This is a genomic window from Streptomyces chartreusis (assembly GCF_008704715.1).
Lineage (GTDB): Bacteria > Actinomycetota > Actinomycetes > Streptomycetales > Streptomycetaceae > Streptomyces > Streptomyces chartreusis.
In genome coordinates this window covers 9,313,635-9,332,989 of record NZ_CP023689.1, presented here as the reverse complement: position 1 = coordinate 9,332,989, position 19,355 = coordinate 9,313,635, and the positions used below count along the sequence as shown (strand labels likewise).

Annotated in this window: 6 protein-coding genes; 4 read left to right on the top strand and 2 right to left on the bottom strand. The window is 73.1% G+C overall.

Annotation, left to right across the window (positions count from 1 at the left end; translation table 11 throughout):
- Positions 1–18: 18 nt before the first annotated feature.
- A complete protein-coding gene (locus CP983_RS41410) occupies positions 19–942 on the bottom strand; it encodes an arginase family protein (RefSeq protein ID WP_150505583.1) in 924 nt (307 codons plus the stop codon).
- 271 nt (positions 943–1,213) lie between these two features.
- Here CP983_RS41410 and CP983_RS41405 point away from each other — a divergent pair, with 271 nt between their 5' ends.
- From CP983_RS41405 to CP983_RS41395, 3 genes are all read left to right on the top strand, one after another.
- The gene (locus tag CP983_RS41405; protein WP_150505581.1) at positions 1,214–2,080 is read left to right on the top strand and encodes an MHYT domain-containing protein; all 867 of its coding nucleotides are present in this window, start codon (positions 1,214–1,216) and stop codon (positions 2,078–2,080) included.
- Positions 2,081–2,163: 83 nt separating this feature from the next.
- Positions 2,164–3,666, top strand: coding sequence for a metallophosphoesterase family protein (locus tag CP983_RS41400; RefSeq protein ID WP_150505579.1), 1,503 nt, complete (start codon positions 2,164–2,166; stop codon positions 3,664–3,666).
- An 88-nt stretch (positions 3,667–3,754) separates the two neighbouring features.
- On the top strand, positions 3,755–4,798 hold the full coding sequence (locus CP983_RS41395) for an LLM class flavin-dependent oxidoreductase (RefSeq protein WP_150505577.1): 1,044 nt from the start codon (positions 3,755–3,757) through the stop codon (positions 4,796–4,798).
- Here the strand turns inward: CP983_RS41395 and CP983_RS41390 are convergent.
- Positions 4,740–16,802 (bottom strand): non-ribosomal peptide synthetase/type I polyketide synthase, encoded by a 12,063-nt coding sequence (locus tag CP983_RS41390; protein WP_150505575.1) that lies wholly within the window; start codon positions 16,800–16,802, stop codon positions 4,740–4,742. The two genes, CP983_RS41395 and CP983_RS41390, sit on opposite strands and share 59 nt — an antisense overlap.
- Positions 16,803–17,074: 272 nt before the next feature.
- On the opposite strand from CP983_RS41390, the gene CP983_RS41385 reads away from it, so the two are divergent.
- On the top strand, positions 17,075–19,333 hold the full coding sequence (locus CP983_RS41385) for a polyprenyl synthetase family protein (protein WP_150505573.1): 2,259 nt from the start codon (positions 17,075–17,077) through the stop codon (positions 19,331–19,333).
- Positions 19,334–19,355: the final 22 nt, after the last annotated feature.

The following is a 19,355-nucleotide window of genomic DNA, read 5'->3' as shown; positions in this document are numbered from 1 at the left end:
GTTGCCGGTTCGGCAAATTCAGGGGGCCCGACGACCTCGATGTCCCGCGTTCTCCGTCCGCGTGCGCGCCGACAGTGCCCGTCGCAGGCACTCGGCGAGACGGGCGGCGATCGTGCCGTCCGGGTCGAGGCGGGGGTTGAAGATCGTGACGTCGAACCCCACGGCACCTGGGGTGGCCAGGGCCGTGCCGAGCACGCTCTCCAGTTCCTGCCAGGTCAGTCCGCCCGGCTGCCGGTAGTCGACGGCGGGCATGATCGCGTCGTCCAGGACGTCGACGTCGAGGTGCACCCAGAACCCGCTGCTCGTGCCCGCGGTGAGCCGGTCCACGGCCCGGCGTGCCGCGCCGGCCGCACCGGACGCGCGCACCTCGTCCAGGTCGAGGGCGTGCAGGCCGGGCGGGAGGGGCTGCATGCCGGCCTCGGCGGACTCGTCCACGTCGCGGAACCCGAAGGCCACCACGTCCTCGTCCCGCAGCAGGGGTCCGCGTCCCTCCAGGTCGGTGAGCAGGCGGGGGCCGCGTCCCGTGGCGAGGGCGAGTTCCATCGAGGCCGCCTCGCCGTTGGGCTCCGCCGAGGGCTGGTAGAAGTCGGTGTGCCCGTCGAGGAACAGCAGTCCGGGGCGTCCGCGGCGGCGCAGGGCGAGGAGGTTGCCGAGCAGGACGGTGCAGTCGCCGCCGAGGACGACCGGGAAACGGCCGCCGTCGAGGACGTCACGGACGGCGTCGGCCAGCCGGACGGAGTACTCCGCGATACCGTGGGGGTTGAGGACCCCGGTGTCGGCGTCGCGCACCGGATCGTAGGGCGGTGGCTCCACGCGACCGGCCCGTACCGCCGGCAGACCCGCGATGAGCCCCGCCTCCAGCAGGGCCGTCGGCAGGTCCTGGACGCCGGACGGCCGCAGGCCCAGCACGGACGGTGCCTCGATGATCGCGAGCTCCTCCATGTCCGGGCCTTCCCGCCGATGCCTGCCGCGTGCCGCCACCCGTCTCCACTCCATCTGTGCCACATCCACGGGACCGACACCACTCGTGGCTCGGGGAGGCCGAGCCGCGTCCGGCCACCGTTTGGCCGAATCCGGCCTCTCTGTGACTGGAGTCGGCCTATGTTGATGCAGAGTTCAACGGCTACCGGCGGTAAAGGCTTGCTTTCCGGCTCTCTTGCCCCGTACACCTTGTTCTCCACAACTGGCCATGACTCTGGGGGGAGTTGGCTTCATGGAAGGCACGGTCGACGGGTTCCGCTACGGTGCGGTGACCCCGGTGGCGGCCTATCTGATGGCTTGCCTGGGAGGGGCGTTGGGGCTGCGCTGCATCGTGCGGTCCCTGGTGGGCGGACAGTCGTGGAAGCCGGGCTGGCTGGCGCTCGGCGCCGCCGCGATCGGCTCCGGCATCTGGACGATGCACTTCATCGCCATGATCGGCTTCCAGGTCGAGGAGACCCGGATCCGCTACGACACGGGACTCACCGTCCTCAGTCTCGTCGTGGCGATCGTCGTGGTCGGCGTCGGCGTGTTCATCGTCGGCTACCTGGGCGCCGGGCGGGCGGCGCTGAGCAGCGCGGGCGTCGTCACGGGACTCGGGGTGGCGGCCATGCACTATCTGGGGATGGCGGCGCTGCGCCTCGACGCGGACGTCGAGTACGACGCGTCCACCGTGGCACTGTCGGTCCTGATCGCGATCATCGCCGCGACCGCCGCGCTGTGGGCGGCCGTCACGATCCGCGGCTTCCTCACCAGCCTCGGCGCCAGCCTCGTCATGGGCGTGGCGGTCTCCGGGATGCACTACACGGGCATGGCGGCCGTCAGCGTCCATCTGCACGGCACGACCGGCGCCTCCTGGGCCGGTGACTCGCCCACCTCACTGCTGCTTCCCATGCTGCTGGGGCCGACCGTCTTCCTGGTCCTGGCCGGTGTGGTCGTGATGTTCGACCCGCTCCTGGTCCTGGGCGACAGCAGCGCGGGCACCTCCGAGGAGACGACCCGGCGGACCGGACCTGCTCAACGGCCCGATCACGAGCCCGCGTCGAAAGCGCCCACGTGGACTTCCCGGCCCAGGCGGGAGAGTTACGCCCGCAGACGGTGACCGGGGCGGTGCGGGGGCGGGCCGACGCGCCGCGTCCCCGCTCCCCCTCTCGGCAGTCTCTAGATCATTGTTACGGTGCACCGGTGTCTGATTCCTCTCGCGATACCGCCGAAGGCGCCGGCTGGGGCGCCACCGAACTCGGCACGTACAAGCGGCTGATGCCGGCCGAGGTCGAGAAGATCTCCTGGCTCGACCCCAGAATGCTGTGGGCCGCCCGCAACGGTGTGCTGGCGTCCTGGTTCGGGGATCCCACAGGCCGTACCCGCAGTCGCTGGGTGGCCCAGCGGGCGGCCTCGGGCGTGCCCGCCGACAAGGTGATCCGGCGCGACGACCCCGACCGGTTCTCCTTCCTCGTCATCGGCGACACCGGCGAGGGCGACGACCCTCAGTACTCCGTCGTGCCGGGTTTCCTGAAGACGGGTCAGGACACCCGGTTCGCCGTCCTCGCCAGCGATGTGATCTACCCGGTCGGCAGCGCCGACGACTACGGCACCAAGTTCTTCCGGCCCTACCAGGGCTACCAGGCGCCCATATACGCGATACCGGGCAACCACGACTGGTACGAGGACCTCGGCGCCTTCATGCGCGTCTTCTGCGGCGACGCCCCGCCCCTCGCCCCGCAACCCGCGCCGCGCGTGCTCAGCAAGGCCTGGCTGCAAAAGGTGCTGTGGCACAAGCCGCGCAAGGGTGACGGCCAACGGCTCGACGCTGCTCGTCAGTTGAGGTCGGCCGCCGCACAACAGGCGGTGCAGCCGGGGCCGTACTGGGCGATCGACGCCGGGCCGGTGCGGATCATCGGCATCGACACCGGGCTGCTCGGCACCCTCGACGCCGAACAGGGCGCGTGGCTGCGCGAGGTGTCGCAGGGCCCCCGCCCGAAGATCCTCATCACGGGCTCGCCCCTGTACGTGGACGGCGCACACCACCCCTGCGCGATCGAGGGCGGCGGCACCGTCGACGACATCGTCCGCGACCCGGCACACCGCTATGTCGCGGCGATCGGCGGCGACATCCACAACTACCAGCGCTACCCGGTGCAGGTGGACGGCCGCACGATCCAGTACGTGGTCTCGGGCGGCGGCGGCGCGTTCATGCACGCCACGCACACCATCCCCCGGGTCGACATCGCCAACGTCACCGAGAAGGACTTCCGCTGCTATCCGCTGCGCGGCGACTCCCTGGCGTTCTACAGCAAGCTGTACGGCCGCCGGCTGCGCCTGCGCCGCTTCTTCACCCTGACCGAGGCCGAGGCGTCGGCCGTGGTCGCCGAGCGACTGGAGATGCCGCTCACCCGTGCCCAGCAGAAGACGGCCCGCATCACCTGGCGCACCCGTCTGGTGGCCGGGCTGCTCGGCGCCGGCCGCCGCCCCGATCGCGCGGCACGCTTCCGCCTCCCGGTGCGCAAGATCTACACGTCCTTGTTCTCACCGAGCTCGGCGACGTACAGCCCGCCGTTCTTCAAGCAGTTCCTCCGGCTGGACGTCACCCCGGAGACCGTGCGGCTGCGCTGCTACGCCGCCACCGGCAGCCGCGCGCAGGAGCTGGACCCGCCGGTGGAGGACGAGGTGACGATCCCCCTGGTCTGACCTGGAGGGACGGGAACAGCGCCGGTCGCGGGCGCGTTGGCAGTGCCGTACTGCTTGATCAACGCTGTCGCCGACCGATGGAGGGCCCGTGCCACCGACCTCACGCCCCTTGCGCAAGCTGGGCTTCCTCACCATCGGGCTGTTCGACGAGGCGGATCCGCGGCGGGGCCACGAGTCCACGCTGGAGATCATCGAGCTGGGCGAGCGGCTCGGCTTCGACAGCGCCTGGGTCCGCCACCGTCATCTCCAGTACGGCATCTCCTCGCCCGTGGCCGTCCTGGCGGCGGCCTCGCAGCGCACCAGCCGGATCGAGCTCGGCACCGCGGTCATCCCGCTCGGCTGGGAGAACCCGCTGCGGCTGGCGGAGGACCTGGCGACGGTCGACGTGCTCTCCGGCGGCCGGCTCAACCCGGGCGTGAGCGTCGGCCCGCCGATGCACTACGACCGGGTCAAGGAGGCCCTGTACGCCGAGACGGCCGACGCCGAGGACTTCGGGTACGAGCGGGCGCGGCGGCTGCTGGACTTCGTGCGGGGCAAGCCGGCCACGGACTTCAGCGGGGTCGAGGGGTTCGAAACGTTCTCGGATCGAGTGCAGCCGCACTCACCCGGGCTGGGCGGCCGTATGTGGTACGGCGGCGGCAGCCTGCGTTCGGCGCGGTGGGCCGGCGAGCACGGCATGAACCTCCTGACCAGCAGCGTCGTCAAGGCCGAGGGACCCGATGACGGGGCGGACGGGGGACCGGACTTCGCGGAGATCCAGCTCTCCCACATCCGTGCCTTCCGCGACCGTCACCCGGACGGCGACGACGCCCGTGTCTCGCAGGGCCTGGTCGTCATCCCCACCGACTCCGCGACGCCGGCACAGCGCGCGAAGTACGAGGAGTACGCGGCGAAGCGCACCCCACGCACGACCGCACCGCAGGGCCCGGCGCGACTGCTGTTCGCGCCGGACCTCGTCGGCACGTCGGCGGACATCGCCGAACGCCTCCACGCCCACGCCGCGTTCCGCGAGGTCGACGAGGTGGCGTTCGCGCTGCCGTTCACCTTCGAGCAAGAGGACTACGTGCAGATCCTCACCGACCTCGCGACCCGGCTGGGTCCTGCGCTGGGCCGGCGGTCCCCGGCGGCCTGAGTGGCAGCCCGACGACGCGGTCGAGCAGGTGCAGCGGAGCGGGCCGGATCCCGGCCGCCTCGGCCGCGTCCCAGTGGGCGAGAGCGCGGGGCAGGTCCACGAGGCCGTGGATCAGGGGCAGTTGGCCCGGGGACCGGCCGGGTGCGCCGAGGTGGGCGTGCAGCAGTGACTCCAGTCGGCACGAGGCCAGGGTGCCCGGGATCCCGGGCCGCAGTGCGAAGCCCGCGCTCGCGACCGCCGGCAGGTCCTCGGCGAGCCGGGTCCGTGTGGTGCCGAGGGACAACAGGCCCCCGCCGACGACCAGGACGTCCTGGTCCCGGTCCATCCGGTCCAGGGCGCTCGTGGTGTCGAAGCAGTGCGGGAAGGAGTCGTCGACCACGATCGTGGCGGGTCGCAGCCGGGCGACGTCCAGGAGGCGGGTCGCACCGCTGACGGCGGTGACGATCACGTCGGCTCCGTAGACCGCGGCGGGCAGGGCCTGCCCCGACTCGACGACCTCGACCGGCATGCCCGGATGCTCGGACGACAGCTCCGCCGCGAGCCCCTGGAGTCGTTCGGCACTGCCGGGCAGGTCGCACAGCAGCAGCCAGGCCGGCGCAACGGGTGCCGTCGCCAGCAGCAGCCGTAGCGACGAGACGCCGATCGAGCCGCAGCCGACGACGGCGAGCGAGACCTCGCCGAGGCCGCGGCCGGCCGCCGTGAGCGCGGCGCCGACGGTCTTCACCACGGCGACGGTGGTGGACGCGTGTCCGGTGGTGATCGCCGCGCCGGTGGTGGTCTCCCGCAGGACGTCGTAGCCGTAGCCGGTCAGGGACGGGATCATGCCGGCGAGCGAGACACAGCGGGCGCCCAGGGCGGCGGCGTGCTCGACGGCACGGGCGGTGCGGGCCGCCAGATCGCCCGTCGGGGCCAGTTCGTCGGCGAAGAGCGGGAGCGCGACGAAGCCGGAGTTGCCCAGCGGTGTCCCGGTCTCCTCCAGCAGACGGGCACGACCGTCCGGGAAGAGGAGCTCCCTGATCTGCTCACGGCCGAGCCCGGGAGTGTCGTGCGGGAGTCCGGCCAGGGCGGCGAGATGGTGGGGAGCCGGCAGATACCCGACGAGCGCGGCGTCGAGCCGAGGGCTCCGACGGCCACCGGGCCCGCGCACGGCATCCCTCAACTGCCTCCGCATCCCCTCGGCGAACCCGGTCACCTCACCGGAGGTGAGTGCGGCCGCCGAGGCCCGCACGGTCACGCGCAGCCCCTCTCCCTCCCCCACCGGCCGCACGGCCAGGAACACATCGGTGCCCAGCGGCGGCGGGGCGAGGGAGGTGTCGGACTCGTCGGCGTGCAGCGACAGACCGCCGCCCTCCTCGCCGCCCAGGGAGGTGAAGTCGAGGAAAGTGAAGAAGAACTGGGCGTGGCACGGCAGCCCGGCCGCCGTTCGCACATCGCTCGGCCCGTCGGCCCGAGCCAGATCCGCCTCGGCGGCCAGCCGCCGCAGGTCGTCGTCGAAGGCGGGGGCGCCCTCGCCCACCGGCGCGGCCGGACGCAGCGCGACCGCCTCCGCGAACGGTCCGAAGACCCGGTGCGCGTCCGCCGTGGAGTCCTCGCGTCCGGTGACGGCGAGCCCGAGCATGAGGTCGCGTTGCCCGGTGAGTTCCGCGAGGGCCCGGTAGTACGCGGTGAGCAGCGGCGCGTACAGGGTGCGGTGCGCTGCTCGGGCGAGTCCGCGCAGCGCGTCCGTGGTGGCGGCGTCCAGGGTGAAGCCCGCGGTGTGGAAGGCGGGTTGGGCGGGCGCCTGCCCGGTGGTCGGCCGACGCAGTGCGGGCGGGGTGTACGGCGCGCGGAGCCGTGCCCGGTAGGCGTCGGCCTCGGGACCCTGCGGGCGCTCTCGTACCGAGGACCGGGTGACGTGGTCGCGGAAAGTGCTCTGGATCGGCGGCAGGCCGTGCGGCAGACCGCGCAGGAGACGGTCGTACGCGGTGAGCAGCTCCTTGGTCAGGAGGGCCGCGCTGAACCCGTCCCCGATGAGGTGGTGGGCGTGGACGATCAGCACGTGCTCGGTCGGCGCCAGGGTGAACAGCCGCAGCCGGAGCAACGGCCAGGCCCAGGGCTCCAGCCGGCGCCCCGCCTCCTCCGCGATCCGCTGCTCCAGCAGGCCGGGGTGCGCGAGCGTCTCGGTCTCGACGGGCAGGCGCAGGGAGTCCGGCAATTCCTGCTGCACGGGCGGGCGGACGCCTGCGGGGAAGACGGTCCGCAGCATCGGGTGACGGGCCAGCAGCACGTCGACGGCCCGCTGGAGGACGTCATGGCGCAGGGGCCCGCTCAGCCGGAACCTGGCGAGCCAGCCGGAGTCGGACTCGGGGGTGAGCGAGTCGGCGAGGAGGAAGCCCCGTTGGGAGGGGGTGAGGGGGTAGGGGTCCGAGGGCTGCCGTGCCGGGGTGGGGATGGGGGCCGGCTCCGGGGTGCTGGTGTCGAGGGCCGCAGCCAGGGCGGCGAGTGTGCGGTGGGTGTAGACGGTCGTCGGCCTCGGGACCGCGGGGAGTTCCTCGCGCAGGCGGGAGAAGAGTTCCAGGACCAGGATGGAGTCGCCGCCGAGTGCGAAGAAGTCGTCCTCGCGAGAGACGTCGGAGACGTCCAGCAGGTTCGACCAGATGCGCGCCACGATGCGCTCGGTCGGGGTGCCGGGCGGTGTCGCGGACTCGGGCTCGGGTCGCGGGGGTTCGTCGGTGCGGTTGGTTTCAAGCCCGGTGCAGCCTTCCGCGCTCGTCGGCGTGCTTGCTGCTTCCGCATCGCCCGTCAGTCGCCGGCGGTCGATCTTTCCGGTGCCGGTCAGGGGCATCGCCGGGATCGTGCGGACGCGGCCGGGCAGCATGTACGGCGGCAGGACGCGGGACAGGAAGGCGCGTACCGCGCGGGTGTCCGGCTCGGCGGAGCCCGAGCGGGGTTGGACGTGCGCCATCAGTCGTCCGTCGACGAGCAGTACGGCGGCGCGGGCGACGTCCGGGTGGGTGAGCAGCGCGGCCTCGACCTCGCCGAGTTCCACCCGGTGGCCGCGGACCTTGACCTGGTCGTCGAGGCGGCCGAGGAACTCCAGTACACCGTCCGGGGCCTGTCGGACCCGGTCGCCGCTGCGGTACCAGCGGCGGCCGCCGCGTTCGACGAAGGCTGCCGCGGTGAGCTCCGGGTCACCGAGGTAGCCAGGGGTCAGTCCGGTTCCGGCAATGTGCAGTTCACCTGCCTCGCCGGCGGCGCAGGCGCGGCCGTCCTCGGCGACGACGGCCAGTTCGGTGCCGGCCACGGGGCGGCCGATGGGCAACTGCCGTACGTCGTCGGACGGGCGGGTGTCGATGATGTGGCAGGTGGCGTTGATGGTGGACTCGGTGGGCCCGTACAGGTTGGAGATCCTGTGCTCCGCTCCCCCGCTCGCGTCTACCAGGTCGAACCAGCGGCGTACGTGCGCGGCGGGCAGTGCCTCGCCGCCGACGTGCACCCAGCGCAGTGCCGACAGGTCGGGGAGCGTGCCGTCCTGACCGGCCCGGGTCTCGGCGGCGGTCAGCAGCCGCTCCCAGAGTGTGGGCACCGAACTCCACACCGTGATCCGGTCGTCGACGAGCCGGTCGAGGAGTGCCTCGGGGTCGCGGAGTAGGTCCCGGGAGAGGGTGTGGACGGTGGCGCCGACCAGCAGCGGTGCCAGCAACTGGCGTACGGAGGCGTCGAAGCAGACGGACGCCGTCTGCACGAGGTGGTCGCCGGCGCCGTAGCCGAAGGTGGTCAGGGCCCAGTCGAGGTAGTTGAGCATCGACCGGTGGGTGATGGGGACCGCCTTGGGGCGGCCCGTGGAACCCGAGGTGAAGATGACGTAGGCGATGGCGTCCGGGTCGGGAAGCGGCGGTGCGGTCGAGGATGGTGTGACCGGGGACCGGTCGTCGGCGGTGATGGCGGTCGTGCCGTTCAGCAGCGCGGCGGTCTCGCCTGTCGCGGGATGGCAGACCACGGCTGTGACGCCGGTGCGGATGACCTGGTCCTGGAGCCGGGCCACGGGATGGGTCGCGTCCAGGGGTACCCAGCCGGCCCCGGCCCGGAGGATACCGACCACGCCCACGACGGTGTCGGCGCCGGGTTCGGTGAGCAGGCCGACGAGATCGCCGGGGAGGACGCCACTGGCTCGCAGTCGGGTCGCGAGGGCGGAGGAGGCGGTGTCGAGTTCGGCGTAGGTGAGGGTGTCGTGGCCGGTGTTCACCGCGATCGCCGCCGGTGTCGCCCTGAACTGGGCACAGAGACGGTCGACTACGCCTTCACTGCTGCCGTTTGCCGGTGTGGGCGTTGACTGCTCGGCAGCGGCTCGGAGTTCGCGTACGTAGTCCGCCGCGAGGCGTTCGACGGTCTCCGGGTGGAAGAGCCGCGCGGGGTGGTTCCAGGAGAAGTGCAGGGCCTCGTCCGACTCCCAGCAGAGCAGTCCCAGCCTGGTCGCGGCGGAGGCGGTGGCCGCTGCGGTCGGGGTCACGGTGACGGGCCAGTCGCGGCCGTGACTCACGGGGAAGCGGGCGAAACTGAACCCGGCCGGGGCGACCGTGCGGGGTGCGGGGCCGGTGGCGGGCAGCAGCGCGGCGATGTCGGGGCTGGTGAGCGTGGCGTGCGACTCCGCCTCGTGCCAGATGTGCCGCAGCCGCCGGGCCAGCGCCGTCACGGGCTCGTCGGGGTCGACGGCGGCGAAGACCGGCAGAGTGTCGGCGAGCGGGCCGACGAGGCGGTCGATGCCGGGCAGCGGTGCCTCACGGCGAGCACGCGCCACGTTCACGGCGACGGCGGGCTGTCCGCCCCAGCGGGCCAGACAGCGGCCGTACACGGCGAGAAGCAGATGGAAGAGGGTGATTTCGTGCCGGGCCGCCACCTCGCGCAGCGCGGCGGTGAGCGATGCGTCGACGGTCGTCTGGTGGTGGGTGAGCGGCGGCGCCGGGACGGCTTCCGGGTCGCCGTCGTACGGCAGCGCCGGGGTCCCGTTCGCTGTCGTGTGCTCGGCGATGCGGGCGCGCCAATACTGCTGGTCCCGGGCGAAGGCCGGCGACTCGCGGTCGGCGGTGATGTGGGCCGCGTAGTCGGCGAACTCGGTTTGTGGGGCAGGGAGTTCGAGAGGCGAGCTGCCCTGGGCGAGGGCCGTGTAGAGCGACCAGAGTTCCTCGCACATGACCTTCAGGCTGTAGCCGTCCGCCGCGCTGTGGTGGACGACGAGCAGGAGGTGCGCCTCGTGGCTGTCGCGGATGAGGAGTGCGCGGGCCGGGTCTTCGGTGGTCAGGTCGAAGGGACGGTTGTACAGGCGTTGTTCGAGGTCGGGCAAGGGTGAGGTGTTGTCGGTGGTCCGGTCCTGCACCTCGTACCAGCGGGGAGCCCGGTCTGTCGGTTCGGCCGGAGCGGTGTACTGGCGCGGTGGTGTGCCGTGTGAGGTGATGCGCAGGCGCAGCATCGGGTGGCGGGCGGCGAGGTGGGACAGGGCTCGGCCGAGGAGGGCGGGGTCGAGGGGCCCGCGGATGGTCTGGCGTATGCAGCCGTAGGCGGTGACGCCTTCGTAGAGGGCCTCGGTGGTGAGGAAGGCGAGTTGGAGGGGGGTGAGGGGGCGTGGGGCGCTTTCGTCCTGGGTGCGATGCGCCGGGGCCGTCGCGAGCGGGGCGGGGTTCTGCGTGGCGAGGTGGGCGGACAGTTCGCCGACCGTCCGGTGCTCGAACAGCAGCGTGGCGGGCAGGGGCAGCCCGAGTTCCGCCTCCAGTCGGCGCGCGAGGTCGACGGCGGTGAGCGAGTCCAGGCCGAGGCTGAGGAACTGCTCGTCGTCACCGATCTCCTCGGGCGCGCGACGCAGGGCGTCGGCCAAGAGGTTGCGTATCAGGATGGCTGTGCGGGTGGCGGTCGGGGCGGTTTCGTCGCGCAGTGGGGTGGGGGTCGGGCGACGGGGTGCGGGGGCGGTTCGGCTTACGGGCGTTGCAGTTGACTGGAGTTGATCCTGCGTAGCCCTCCCCGGCACGGTGACCAACAGGTGTGCCGCGTCCGTGGCCACCGCCGTCCGGAGTGCCGTGATCGCGGCCTGCGTGGTCATGGGGCCCAGGCCCCGGGTACGCAGGCGCGACTCGACCGGTGACCCGGCCGCCAGTCCCGCGTCGGAGACCGGCCCGAACGCGATCGACTGCCAAGGCCGGCCCGCCGCGCGCTCGGCGGCGGCGAAGGCGTCCAGAAAGGCGTTGGCGGCCGCATAGTCGCCGAGGGCGCCCGCGAGTCCGGGCTGGACCGCGGATACGGAGGAGAAGGCGACGCACACGGCCGGTTCCTGGCCGTGCCGGCGCAGTGCCTCGGCGAGCAGGACCGTGCCCCGCACCTTCGCGGCGAGCACCTGCTCGATCTCGGCGTCGGACTTGGAGCGGAGCGTGCCGGGCCGGACCGTACCGGCGGCGTGGAAGACGCCGTCCAGCGGGGGCAGCTCCGCGAACAGGGCGTCGACGGCGGTTTCGTCGGACACGTCCGCGGCGTGGTACCGGGCGGCACGGGCGCCCTGGGCACGGAGATCGGCGAGCAGGTCGTCGGGCACGGTGTCGGAGCGTCCGGTCAGGATCAGTTCACACGCGCCCCGCCCCGCGAGGTCCCGTGCGAGTGCGGAGCCGAGCCCGCCGGCTCCTCCGGTGATCAAGTAGGTGCCGTCCGGCGGAAGTTCGCCGGGCGCGGCGGGAGCGTCGGCCACGGCGGCGGACGTACGGATGAGCCTGCGCCCGGAGCGCCAGGCGACGGTGGCCTCAGCGTCGGGCTCCAGGGCCGAGTACAACTCCCTTTCCAGTGCGTCGACCTGGGCGGGGAGCGCGTCGCCGGAGGTCAGGTCGATGCCGCGGGCGGTGAGGCCAGGGTGTTCCGCCGGGATTGCCAGCGTGAAGCCGTGCAGCAGGGCTTGCGCCGGGTTCGCCGTACCCGTGCCGTATGCGTCCTCCGTGACCACCAGCAGTCGGGAGCAGTCGCCCGAGAGCAGGTCGAGGACGTCGCGCAGTGAGGTGACGGCGGCCTTGGTCGCGGCATCCAGCGCGTCCAGGGGCGGCGGGCTGCCGGCGCTCCCCTCGCCACTCAGCCACACCAAGGTGTCCGGGGGCGTCGCCGAGTGCCCGGCGTGGTCCCGCAATACGGTCACGCCACGCTCGGTCAGTCGCTCGGCCAGCCTTCGCCCGACCGCTCCATCACCCCCCAACAGCCTTACGACCCGAGGCCCTTCGGGGGCAGTCATGAGCGGAGCGTCCCGCCAGTCGAGACGGTGTATCAAGGGCTCCGCGCTCGGCGTGCGCGGCCAGTGACGGGTTCGCTGGAAGGGGTACGTCGGCACCGGCACCCTCGATGCCGTGGCGGCCAGGGCCGTCCGGTCCAGGGCCCCGCCCCGCGCCCACAGCCGCCCTGCCGCCTCCAGCAGCGCCCGCGTCTCGCTCCCCTCCGCCTCACGCCCTGCCGTCGATGCAGCCCCCGTCGACAGCACGGTCACGTCCCCGGCATCCCGCGCACCGGCGACCGAACGGACCGACCCGCCCAGGGTGTTCCCCGGTCCGAGTTCGAGGAAGGTGTCGTAGCCCTCGTCGAGGAGCCGCCCCACGGCCGCCCCGAAACGCACGGGCCGGACGGCATGCTCCAGCCAGTACGCGGGGGTGAGGCCGGGCCGCCACTCCTCGGAGACCGTGCTGAGCAGCGGTACGGCTCCCGGCCGGACCGTCAGCGCCTTCGCGGCGTCCCGCAGCGGGTCGAGGACCGGTTCGAGCAGCGGTGAGTGGAAGGCATGGGAGACGCGCAGTCTGCGCGCGGCAACGCCGCGTCGGGTCAGCTCCGCGAGGGCTTGCTCGACGGCGTCCTCGGTGCCCGATATCACCACCTGCCCGGGCCCGTTGACGGCGGCCACGCTCACGGAGTCGAGGAACTCGGCGACGGTGTCCTCGTCGCCGCGCACCGCGGCCATGGCGCCGGGCCGGGCCAGTTCACCCACCAACCGCCCGCGTTCCGCCGCGAACCCGACCGCCTCTGCGAGGCTCAACGACCCGGCGACACAGGCCGCCGCGATCTCGCCCACGCTGTGCCCGGCGACCGCGTCCGCGGTCACGCCCCAGTGCGCCAACTGCCTTGCCAGGCCCACCCCGAACGCGACGAGCAGCGGCTGAGCGACCTCGGTCCTGGCCAACTCCTCCGGGTCCGTACGGGGATCGAGGCACCAGTCGGCGAGCGAGCGCCCGAGCACTGGACCCGTCAGCGACGACGCCTCGTCGATGACCTCGCGGAACAGCGGCGCCGACCGGTACAGGGCACGGCCTTGGCCGGGGCGCTGGGCACCCTGGCCGGGCAGCAGGAACACCGTCCGTGGACGGGACTTGGCGACGGTGAAGTCCGCGGCGTGGCGGCGGTCGGTGAGGGCAGCGTGAAGGCGGTCGGCGAGGTGGCCGTCGGCGACCACGGCGAGGCGGTGAGGGCCGTCGTCGCGCGCGCTGTTCACGGTGGCGCAGACGTCCGACTCACGCAGACCCGGATGGTTACGCACATGAGCCGCCAGGTCGGCGACGGCTGCCCGCAGGGCGTCTGCGCTCCGTGCCGACAGCGTGAGCAGATGCGGGCCCTCGGAGTCGGTCCCGGAGGTGGCGGGCCGAACCGGGGCCTCCTCCAGGACGGCGTGGGCGTTGGTACCGCCGAAGCCGAAGGCGTTGACGCCCGCGAGCAGGGGCCCGGTGGCCCGCCATTCCCGCTGTTCGGTGGCGAGTTGGAAGCCGGGGGCGACGCGTTCCAGGTAGGACGCAGTGGGGGTGGTGTGCGGGGTGGGCGGGACCTGGCGGTGCTGGAGCGCCAGGACCGTCTTGACGAGGGCCGGCATGCCGGCGGCGTTGAGCAGGTGCCCGATGTTGGCCTTGACCGAGCCGAGCAGGCGCGGCAGCCCGTCCGCGCGGGGCGGGAACGCGTGGCCGAGCGACTGGGCCTCGACGGGGTCGCCGACAGGGGTGCCGGTTCCGTGCGCCTCGACGTACGTCACCGCGTCGGGGTCGACGCCGCACTCGGCGTACGCCTGGGTGATGACCTCTCGCTGGGTGCGGGGGTTGGGGGCGAGCAGGCTGAGGGAGCGGCCGTCGTTGTTGACGGCCGTGCCGCGGACCAGTGCGAGGACCGGATCGCCGTCCCGCTGGGCGTCATCGAGGCGGGTGAGCACGAGGGCCGCGCCGCCCTCTCCGGGCACGATGCCGTCGGCGGTGGCGCCGAAGGGACGGCTGCCGCCCGTCGGGGACAGTGCGCCCGCGCGGTCGAGCAGCCGGTGTCCGGTCGGGGTGAGGGCTAGGTGGACGCCGCCGACCACGGCGACATCGCACTCACCGCTCTGGAGGCTGCGCCGCGCCAGGTGCAGTGCCACGAGAGCGGAGGAGCAGGCGGTGTCCACGGCGAGGGCGGGGCCGTCGAGGTCGAGTGCCTGGGACAGGCGGGCGGCGATCAGGTTGGGCAGGTTGCCGGTGAGGGCGCCGGGATGGGCGGTCAGGTCGCCGTCGGCGGTGGCGGCGAGGATCTCGCGGTATCCGCTGTCGCCCACGGCGGCGAAGACGCCGACCTTACGGCCGTTCCGGCGCGCCCCCGCGTACCCGGCGCGTTCCAGGGCCTCGTGGGTCAGCTCCAGGAAGATCCGCGCCTGCGGGTCGGTGGCGCGGGCCTCCTCGTCGTCCATCCCGAAGAAGGCGGCGTCGAAGTGCGCGGGTTCGGGGAGGAAGGAGCCGTGGAAGCTGTGCCTCTCGGCCTGTCCGTCGGTCCAACGGTCGTCCGGTACGGCCGTCATCGTGTCACGGCCGGAGACCAGCAACTCCCAGAAGGCGTCCGGTGTTTCCGCTCCGGGGAAGCGACAGGCCATGCCGAGTACGGCCAGCGGCACGCTCCCTGCACCGCCCTCGCTCGACGGCATCGCGGCACGCCTCTCCGTACGACCGGCATGACCCGATGCTCCGTCAAGGTCGGCGAGGCGGGAGAGCACATGGCCGGCCAGCCCCGACACCGTGTCGTGGTCACGCAGCGCACGGGGCTCCACGGTCACCGGGAAGGAGTCCTCGATCCCGGCGAGCACCTCCATCGCCCTGAGCGAGGAGCCTCCGAGGGCGAAGAAGCGGGCGTTCCGGTCGATGTCCGCGGAGGGGAGACCGAGTGCCTGTGCCCAGATTCCGCGGATTGCCTCCTCGACGCCGCGCCGCGAGCGTGGCTCGGACGACTGCGCACGCCACTCTCCGCCCTGCCCGTGCGGCCTGACTTGCCCGGCCCGGCCACGCTCCCCGGGCGGCCCGGCTTCCCTGACCCGGCCGCCCTGCCCGTCGGGCTCGGCTTCCGCGGCCCGCCCCGCCGCCAACCGCTCCTCGACCGCCGTATAGGCACCCGCCTCGAACCGGTCCCGCATCAGCGCCCGGCGCAGCTTGCCGCTCGTCGTGCGTGGGAACGCGCCCGGCGGCAGGGGCAGCACCCGCACGTCGTCGTGGCCCAGCGTCTCGCGGACGCGTGTCGCCGCCGCGTCCAGTACCGGAAGTGCTTTGGCCAGGGCGGGCCGTGCCCACTGCACGAACACGACGACCCGGTCGCCGCCGGTTTCGGGGTCCGGGGATCCGATCGCCGCGACCGTCCCCTCCGGCAGTCCCGGAGTGGCGGCCGCGGTCTCCTCCAGGTCGGGCGCATGGAAGGTGCGGCCGCCGGCGAAGACGACGTCCTTGTGCCGGCCGGTGACGCAGAGCCGGCCGTCGTGCAGGAATCCGAGGTCTCCGGTGCGCAGCCAGCCCTCCGAGAACGCGGCCGTGCTCGCCTCGGGAGTGCGGTGGTAGCCGCGTGCCACCTGCGGGCCGCGGACCTCGACATGACCGACCCGCCCCTCGCCGAGCGGGCCGCCCGCGCTGTCCGTGACACGGACCCGGCAGTCCGGCACGGGACGGCCCACGTCCATGAACTCGACGGCGTCCGGGCCGGGCCGCACGAGGACGGCCCGCCCCCGGCTCAGTGCCTTGCGGTCCAGCAGCAGGGGCGCGGCGACCTCCCCCAGCGGGGGCACGGTCACGGCGAGCGTGGCCTCGGCCAGGCCGTACACGGGCAGCATGGCCGTGGCGGCCAGCCCCGCCGCGCCCGCCTTGGCGGTGAACTCCCGCCATACGCGCGGTGCGATCGGCTCGGCACCGACCAGCATCAGACGTACGGAACTCAGGTCCAGCCCGGCCCAGGCGTCGTCCGGCACGCGCCGCACCGCGAGCGCCAGCGCGAAGTTCGCCGCGGACAGCAGGGTCGCCCGGTGCCGCGCCACGGTCTCCAGCCACAGGGCCGGGCGCTTGGCGAAGGTCAGCGGTTCGAGCCGTATCTGCTTCAGGCCCGCCGCCAGGGGGACGAGGTGGGTGCCGATCAGGCCCATGTCGTGGAAGTACGGCATCCAGGTGGCCACCACGTCGTCGGACGTGATCGCCATGGCGGTGCGGATCTGGCGGAGGTTGGCGAGGACCGCCTCGTGGGTGAGCTCGACGCCCTTTGGGGCACCGGTGCTGCCGGAGGAGAACTGGAGGAACGCCAGGTCGTGCGGCGCCCGGGCGGGCAGCTCGCGCGGCGGGCGTCCCTCGCGCAACTCGCCCAGCCGCAGCGCCCGCACCGGTCCGGGGAACTCGTCGAGCAGGTCCTCGGCGGTGTCGTCCACCAGGACGGCTGGCCTGCCGAGGAACTCCCACGCGGGGCCGGCGCGCCGCGCTTCCGGAGCCAGCGGCACGGGTACGAGACCAGCCGCGAGCGCTCCCCAGAACATCGGCTGGAAATCCTCGCCGAGACCGGCGAGGAGAGGGACGGGCGTGCCGGGTTCCAGTCCCGCCGCGTGCAGGCCGCCCGCCACGCGCAGTGCGTCGTCGCGCAGCTCGGCGAAGGTCACGGTGTGCTCGCCGCCGTCTCCGCGGACGTGGACGACGACCTGGCCGGGCGTGTCCTCGGCGGCGTGCAGCAGGATGTCGAGAAGTGTGACGGCGGTACGGGGCCCGGGAGTCGGCATGCGCTTCCTTCCTCGTCGCACGGGGCGAGGGCCCGCGGGCGCGCTCCTGCCGGCGTCGAGTACCCGGCGTGAGCGTGTCGATCATTCATCTGTACGACGACGAGTTTCGCCCGTCGGTTCACCGGCGCGGCGGGCGGGCCGCGGGCCGGACAGCGCAGGCGCCGCTTCTCGGGCACGGCGTTGCTCCTGATCGGTGTCCCGGTTCATCCGATGAGGCGAGAATCCGGCTAATGGTCACCGAGTGGCAGGTATCGGGCTTCTAGGGTGCGGGGGTGATCTCCCCCGCGTCTTCCGCCGAGAAGCAGCCCTCTGCCCCGACACCGCACTCACCCCCCGGCGCGCTGCCCTTCGGCGGTGCGCACCCGTCGGCCGGCGCCGAGAGCTGGTATCTGACCGGACATCTGCGTGACGAGGACGGCGCGGAACACACCTGGGCGGTCGGCCTGCTCCGGCACCGCGACGCGGGCGACCCGGACGCCGGTCCCGGCCATCGCCTGTACGTCCTGCACCATGGCCCCGAAGGCATGTCCTACGGCACCTGGATCACGCCGGCCGCGCTGCGGGCGCTCCGCCGCACCATCGACTCCGACGAGTTGCTGGACCCGCGGGTCCGCAGGACGTTGTCCGAGGCTCTGGAGCAGGGCCCGCTGCTGCCGGACCGGCTGCTGCGGGAGCCGGTGACCGAGGCTCCCGACGGGCTGGACCTCCGCGTGGGCGATGTGGCGAGTCTGCGTCGCGAGGACGACGGGAGCTTCCGGCTGGCCTTCCGGGAAGGGGCGCGGTTCGAGCTGCTGCTGAAGCCGGTGAAACCGGCCGCGGCCGAGGGCGACGGGGGCGGTTTCGCGTCGCAGTTCCTGCCGCGGCTGGATGTGCAGGGCACCCTGCGTTCGGGCGAGGGCACGACGCAGCGGGTCGTGGGTCGGGCCTGGTTCCAGCACGGTCGGCAGACGGGCGACGAATCCGGCCCGCAGACGCCGGTCCTGGCCGGGCACACCTGGACGTGGGCGGGCCTCCACCTCGACAACGGCTGGGAGATCAGCGCGACCGCGCACCTCCCCGAGTCCCCGGACACCGGCTCGGCGGTACCCGCCCGCGCGACCGCCGTCGCCCCCGACGGCACCGTCAGCCATCACGAGATGTCCTGGGAACCGCTGCGGCACTGGACCTCGCTGGCCACGCTCAACACGTATCCGACCGCGGCACGGCTGAACGTCCCGGACCTGGACCTGCAGCTGGACGTCACCGCTCCTCAGGACCGGCACGAGGTCCGTACGTTCATCGTCGGCCGCGCGTTCCGGGAGAGCCCGGCGACCGCGCGCGGCACGATGAACGGCCTGCCCGCCGAAGGAAAGGCCGTGCTGCGGACCATCCCGAACAACACCATCGACGATATCGAGGGCTATATGCGCCGCGGGCACGGCATCGCCCGTGCCGAGGCCTCCGCGGTCTATCCGGACACCGCGGCGGACATCGCCGGCGTCGACCTCCTCGCGGGCACGCACGACGGAACGCGGCTCGACTCCACCGCCCACGCCCGGCTCCACCAGGCCCTTGCCGCGCCGGTGCTGCATCTGCTGAACATGCCGGGGCGCTCCTGGCGCGCGTATGTCGCGGGCAGCGTGCTGTGTCTGCTGGACACCGACCCCGAGCCCTACCGGGCGCTCACCGCCGCCACCGAGATCCTCCACACCTCGGCCCTGGTCATCGACGACGTCCAGGACGGCTCGACCACGCGGCGCGGACTGCCCTGCGTCCACGAGGTGTTCGGCACCGCCGCCGCGATCACCGCCGGCACGCTCGGCTACTACACCTTCGACCCGCTGCTCCAGCGTGTGCCCCAGGCCGACGCGGCCACCATGCTGCGCGTCTACCAGCTGTATCTACGGGCCATGCGGGCGGCGCACGCCGGGCAGGCCCTCGACCTCGCCGGGCATCACGCCACCTTCGACGAGGCCATCGAGTCCGGCGACCCCACGGCCCTGCTGGAGCAGATCCGCACCACCCACCGCCTCAAGACCGGCATGCTCGTGCGCAGCACCGCCGAGGTCGCCGCCATCCTCGGCGGCGCCGACGAGGCCCAACTCGCCGCGATCTGCGACTACTTCGAGAACGTCGGGCTCGCCTACCAGATCAGCGACGACGTCGCCGACCTGTACGGCATGGCGACGCCGGCCGCGTACCGGCAGGGCGTCGTCGTGCGTACGCCGGCCCTGGACCTGATCAACGGGACCGTCACCTACCCGGTGGCGCACGCCATCGGGCTGCTCAACGGGCACGACCGCCGTCGGCTGCAACGGGCCATCCAGGTCCGTTCGGAGGCCGATGTCGCGGACGCCGCCGAGCTGTTGATGTCCTGCGGTGCCCTCACGGTGTGTCTCGGGGAAGCGCGGGACATGGTCGACCGCACCTGGGAGGTGCTCGATCCGCTGCTCCCCCACACGCTCCACAAGGCGATGGCGCGCGCCCTCGGCTGGTACGCGGCGCAGCGCGGGCCCGAGAACGACCACGTCCACGCCCACGTCCCGGCTTAGCCGGAACACAGCTCCGGGCCTG

Bases quoted from the DNA above. Each gene is read 5' to 3' on its own strand.
- CP983_RS41410 (WP_150505583.1), bottom strand. From the start codon at position 942: ATGGAGGAGCTCGCGATCATCGAGGCACCGTCCGTGCTGGGCCTGCGG.
- CP983_RS41405 (WP_150505581.1), top strand. From the start codon at position 1,214: ATGGAAGGCACGGTCGACGGGTTCCGCTACGGTGCGGTGACCCCGGTG.
- CP983_RS41390 (WP_150505575.1), bottom strand. From the start codon at position 16,802: ATGCCGACTCCCGGGCCCCGTACCGCCGTCACACTTCTCGACATCCTG.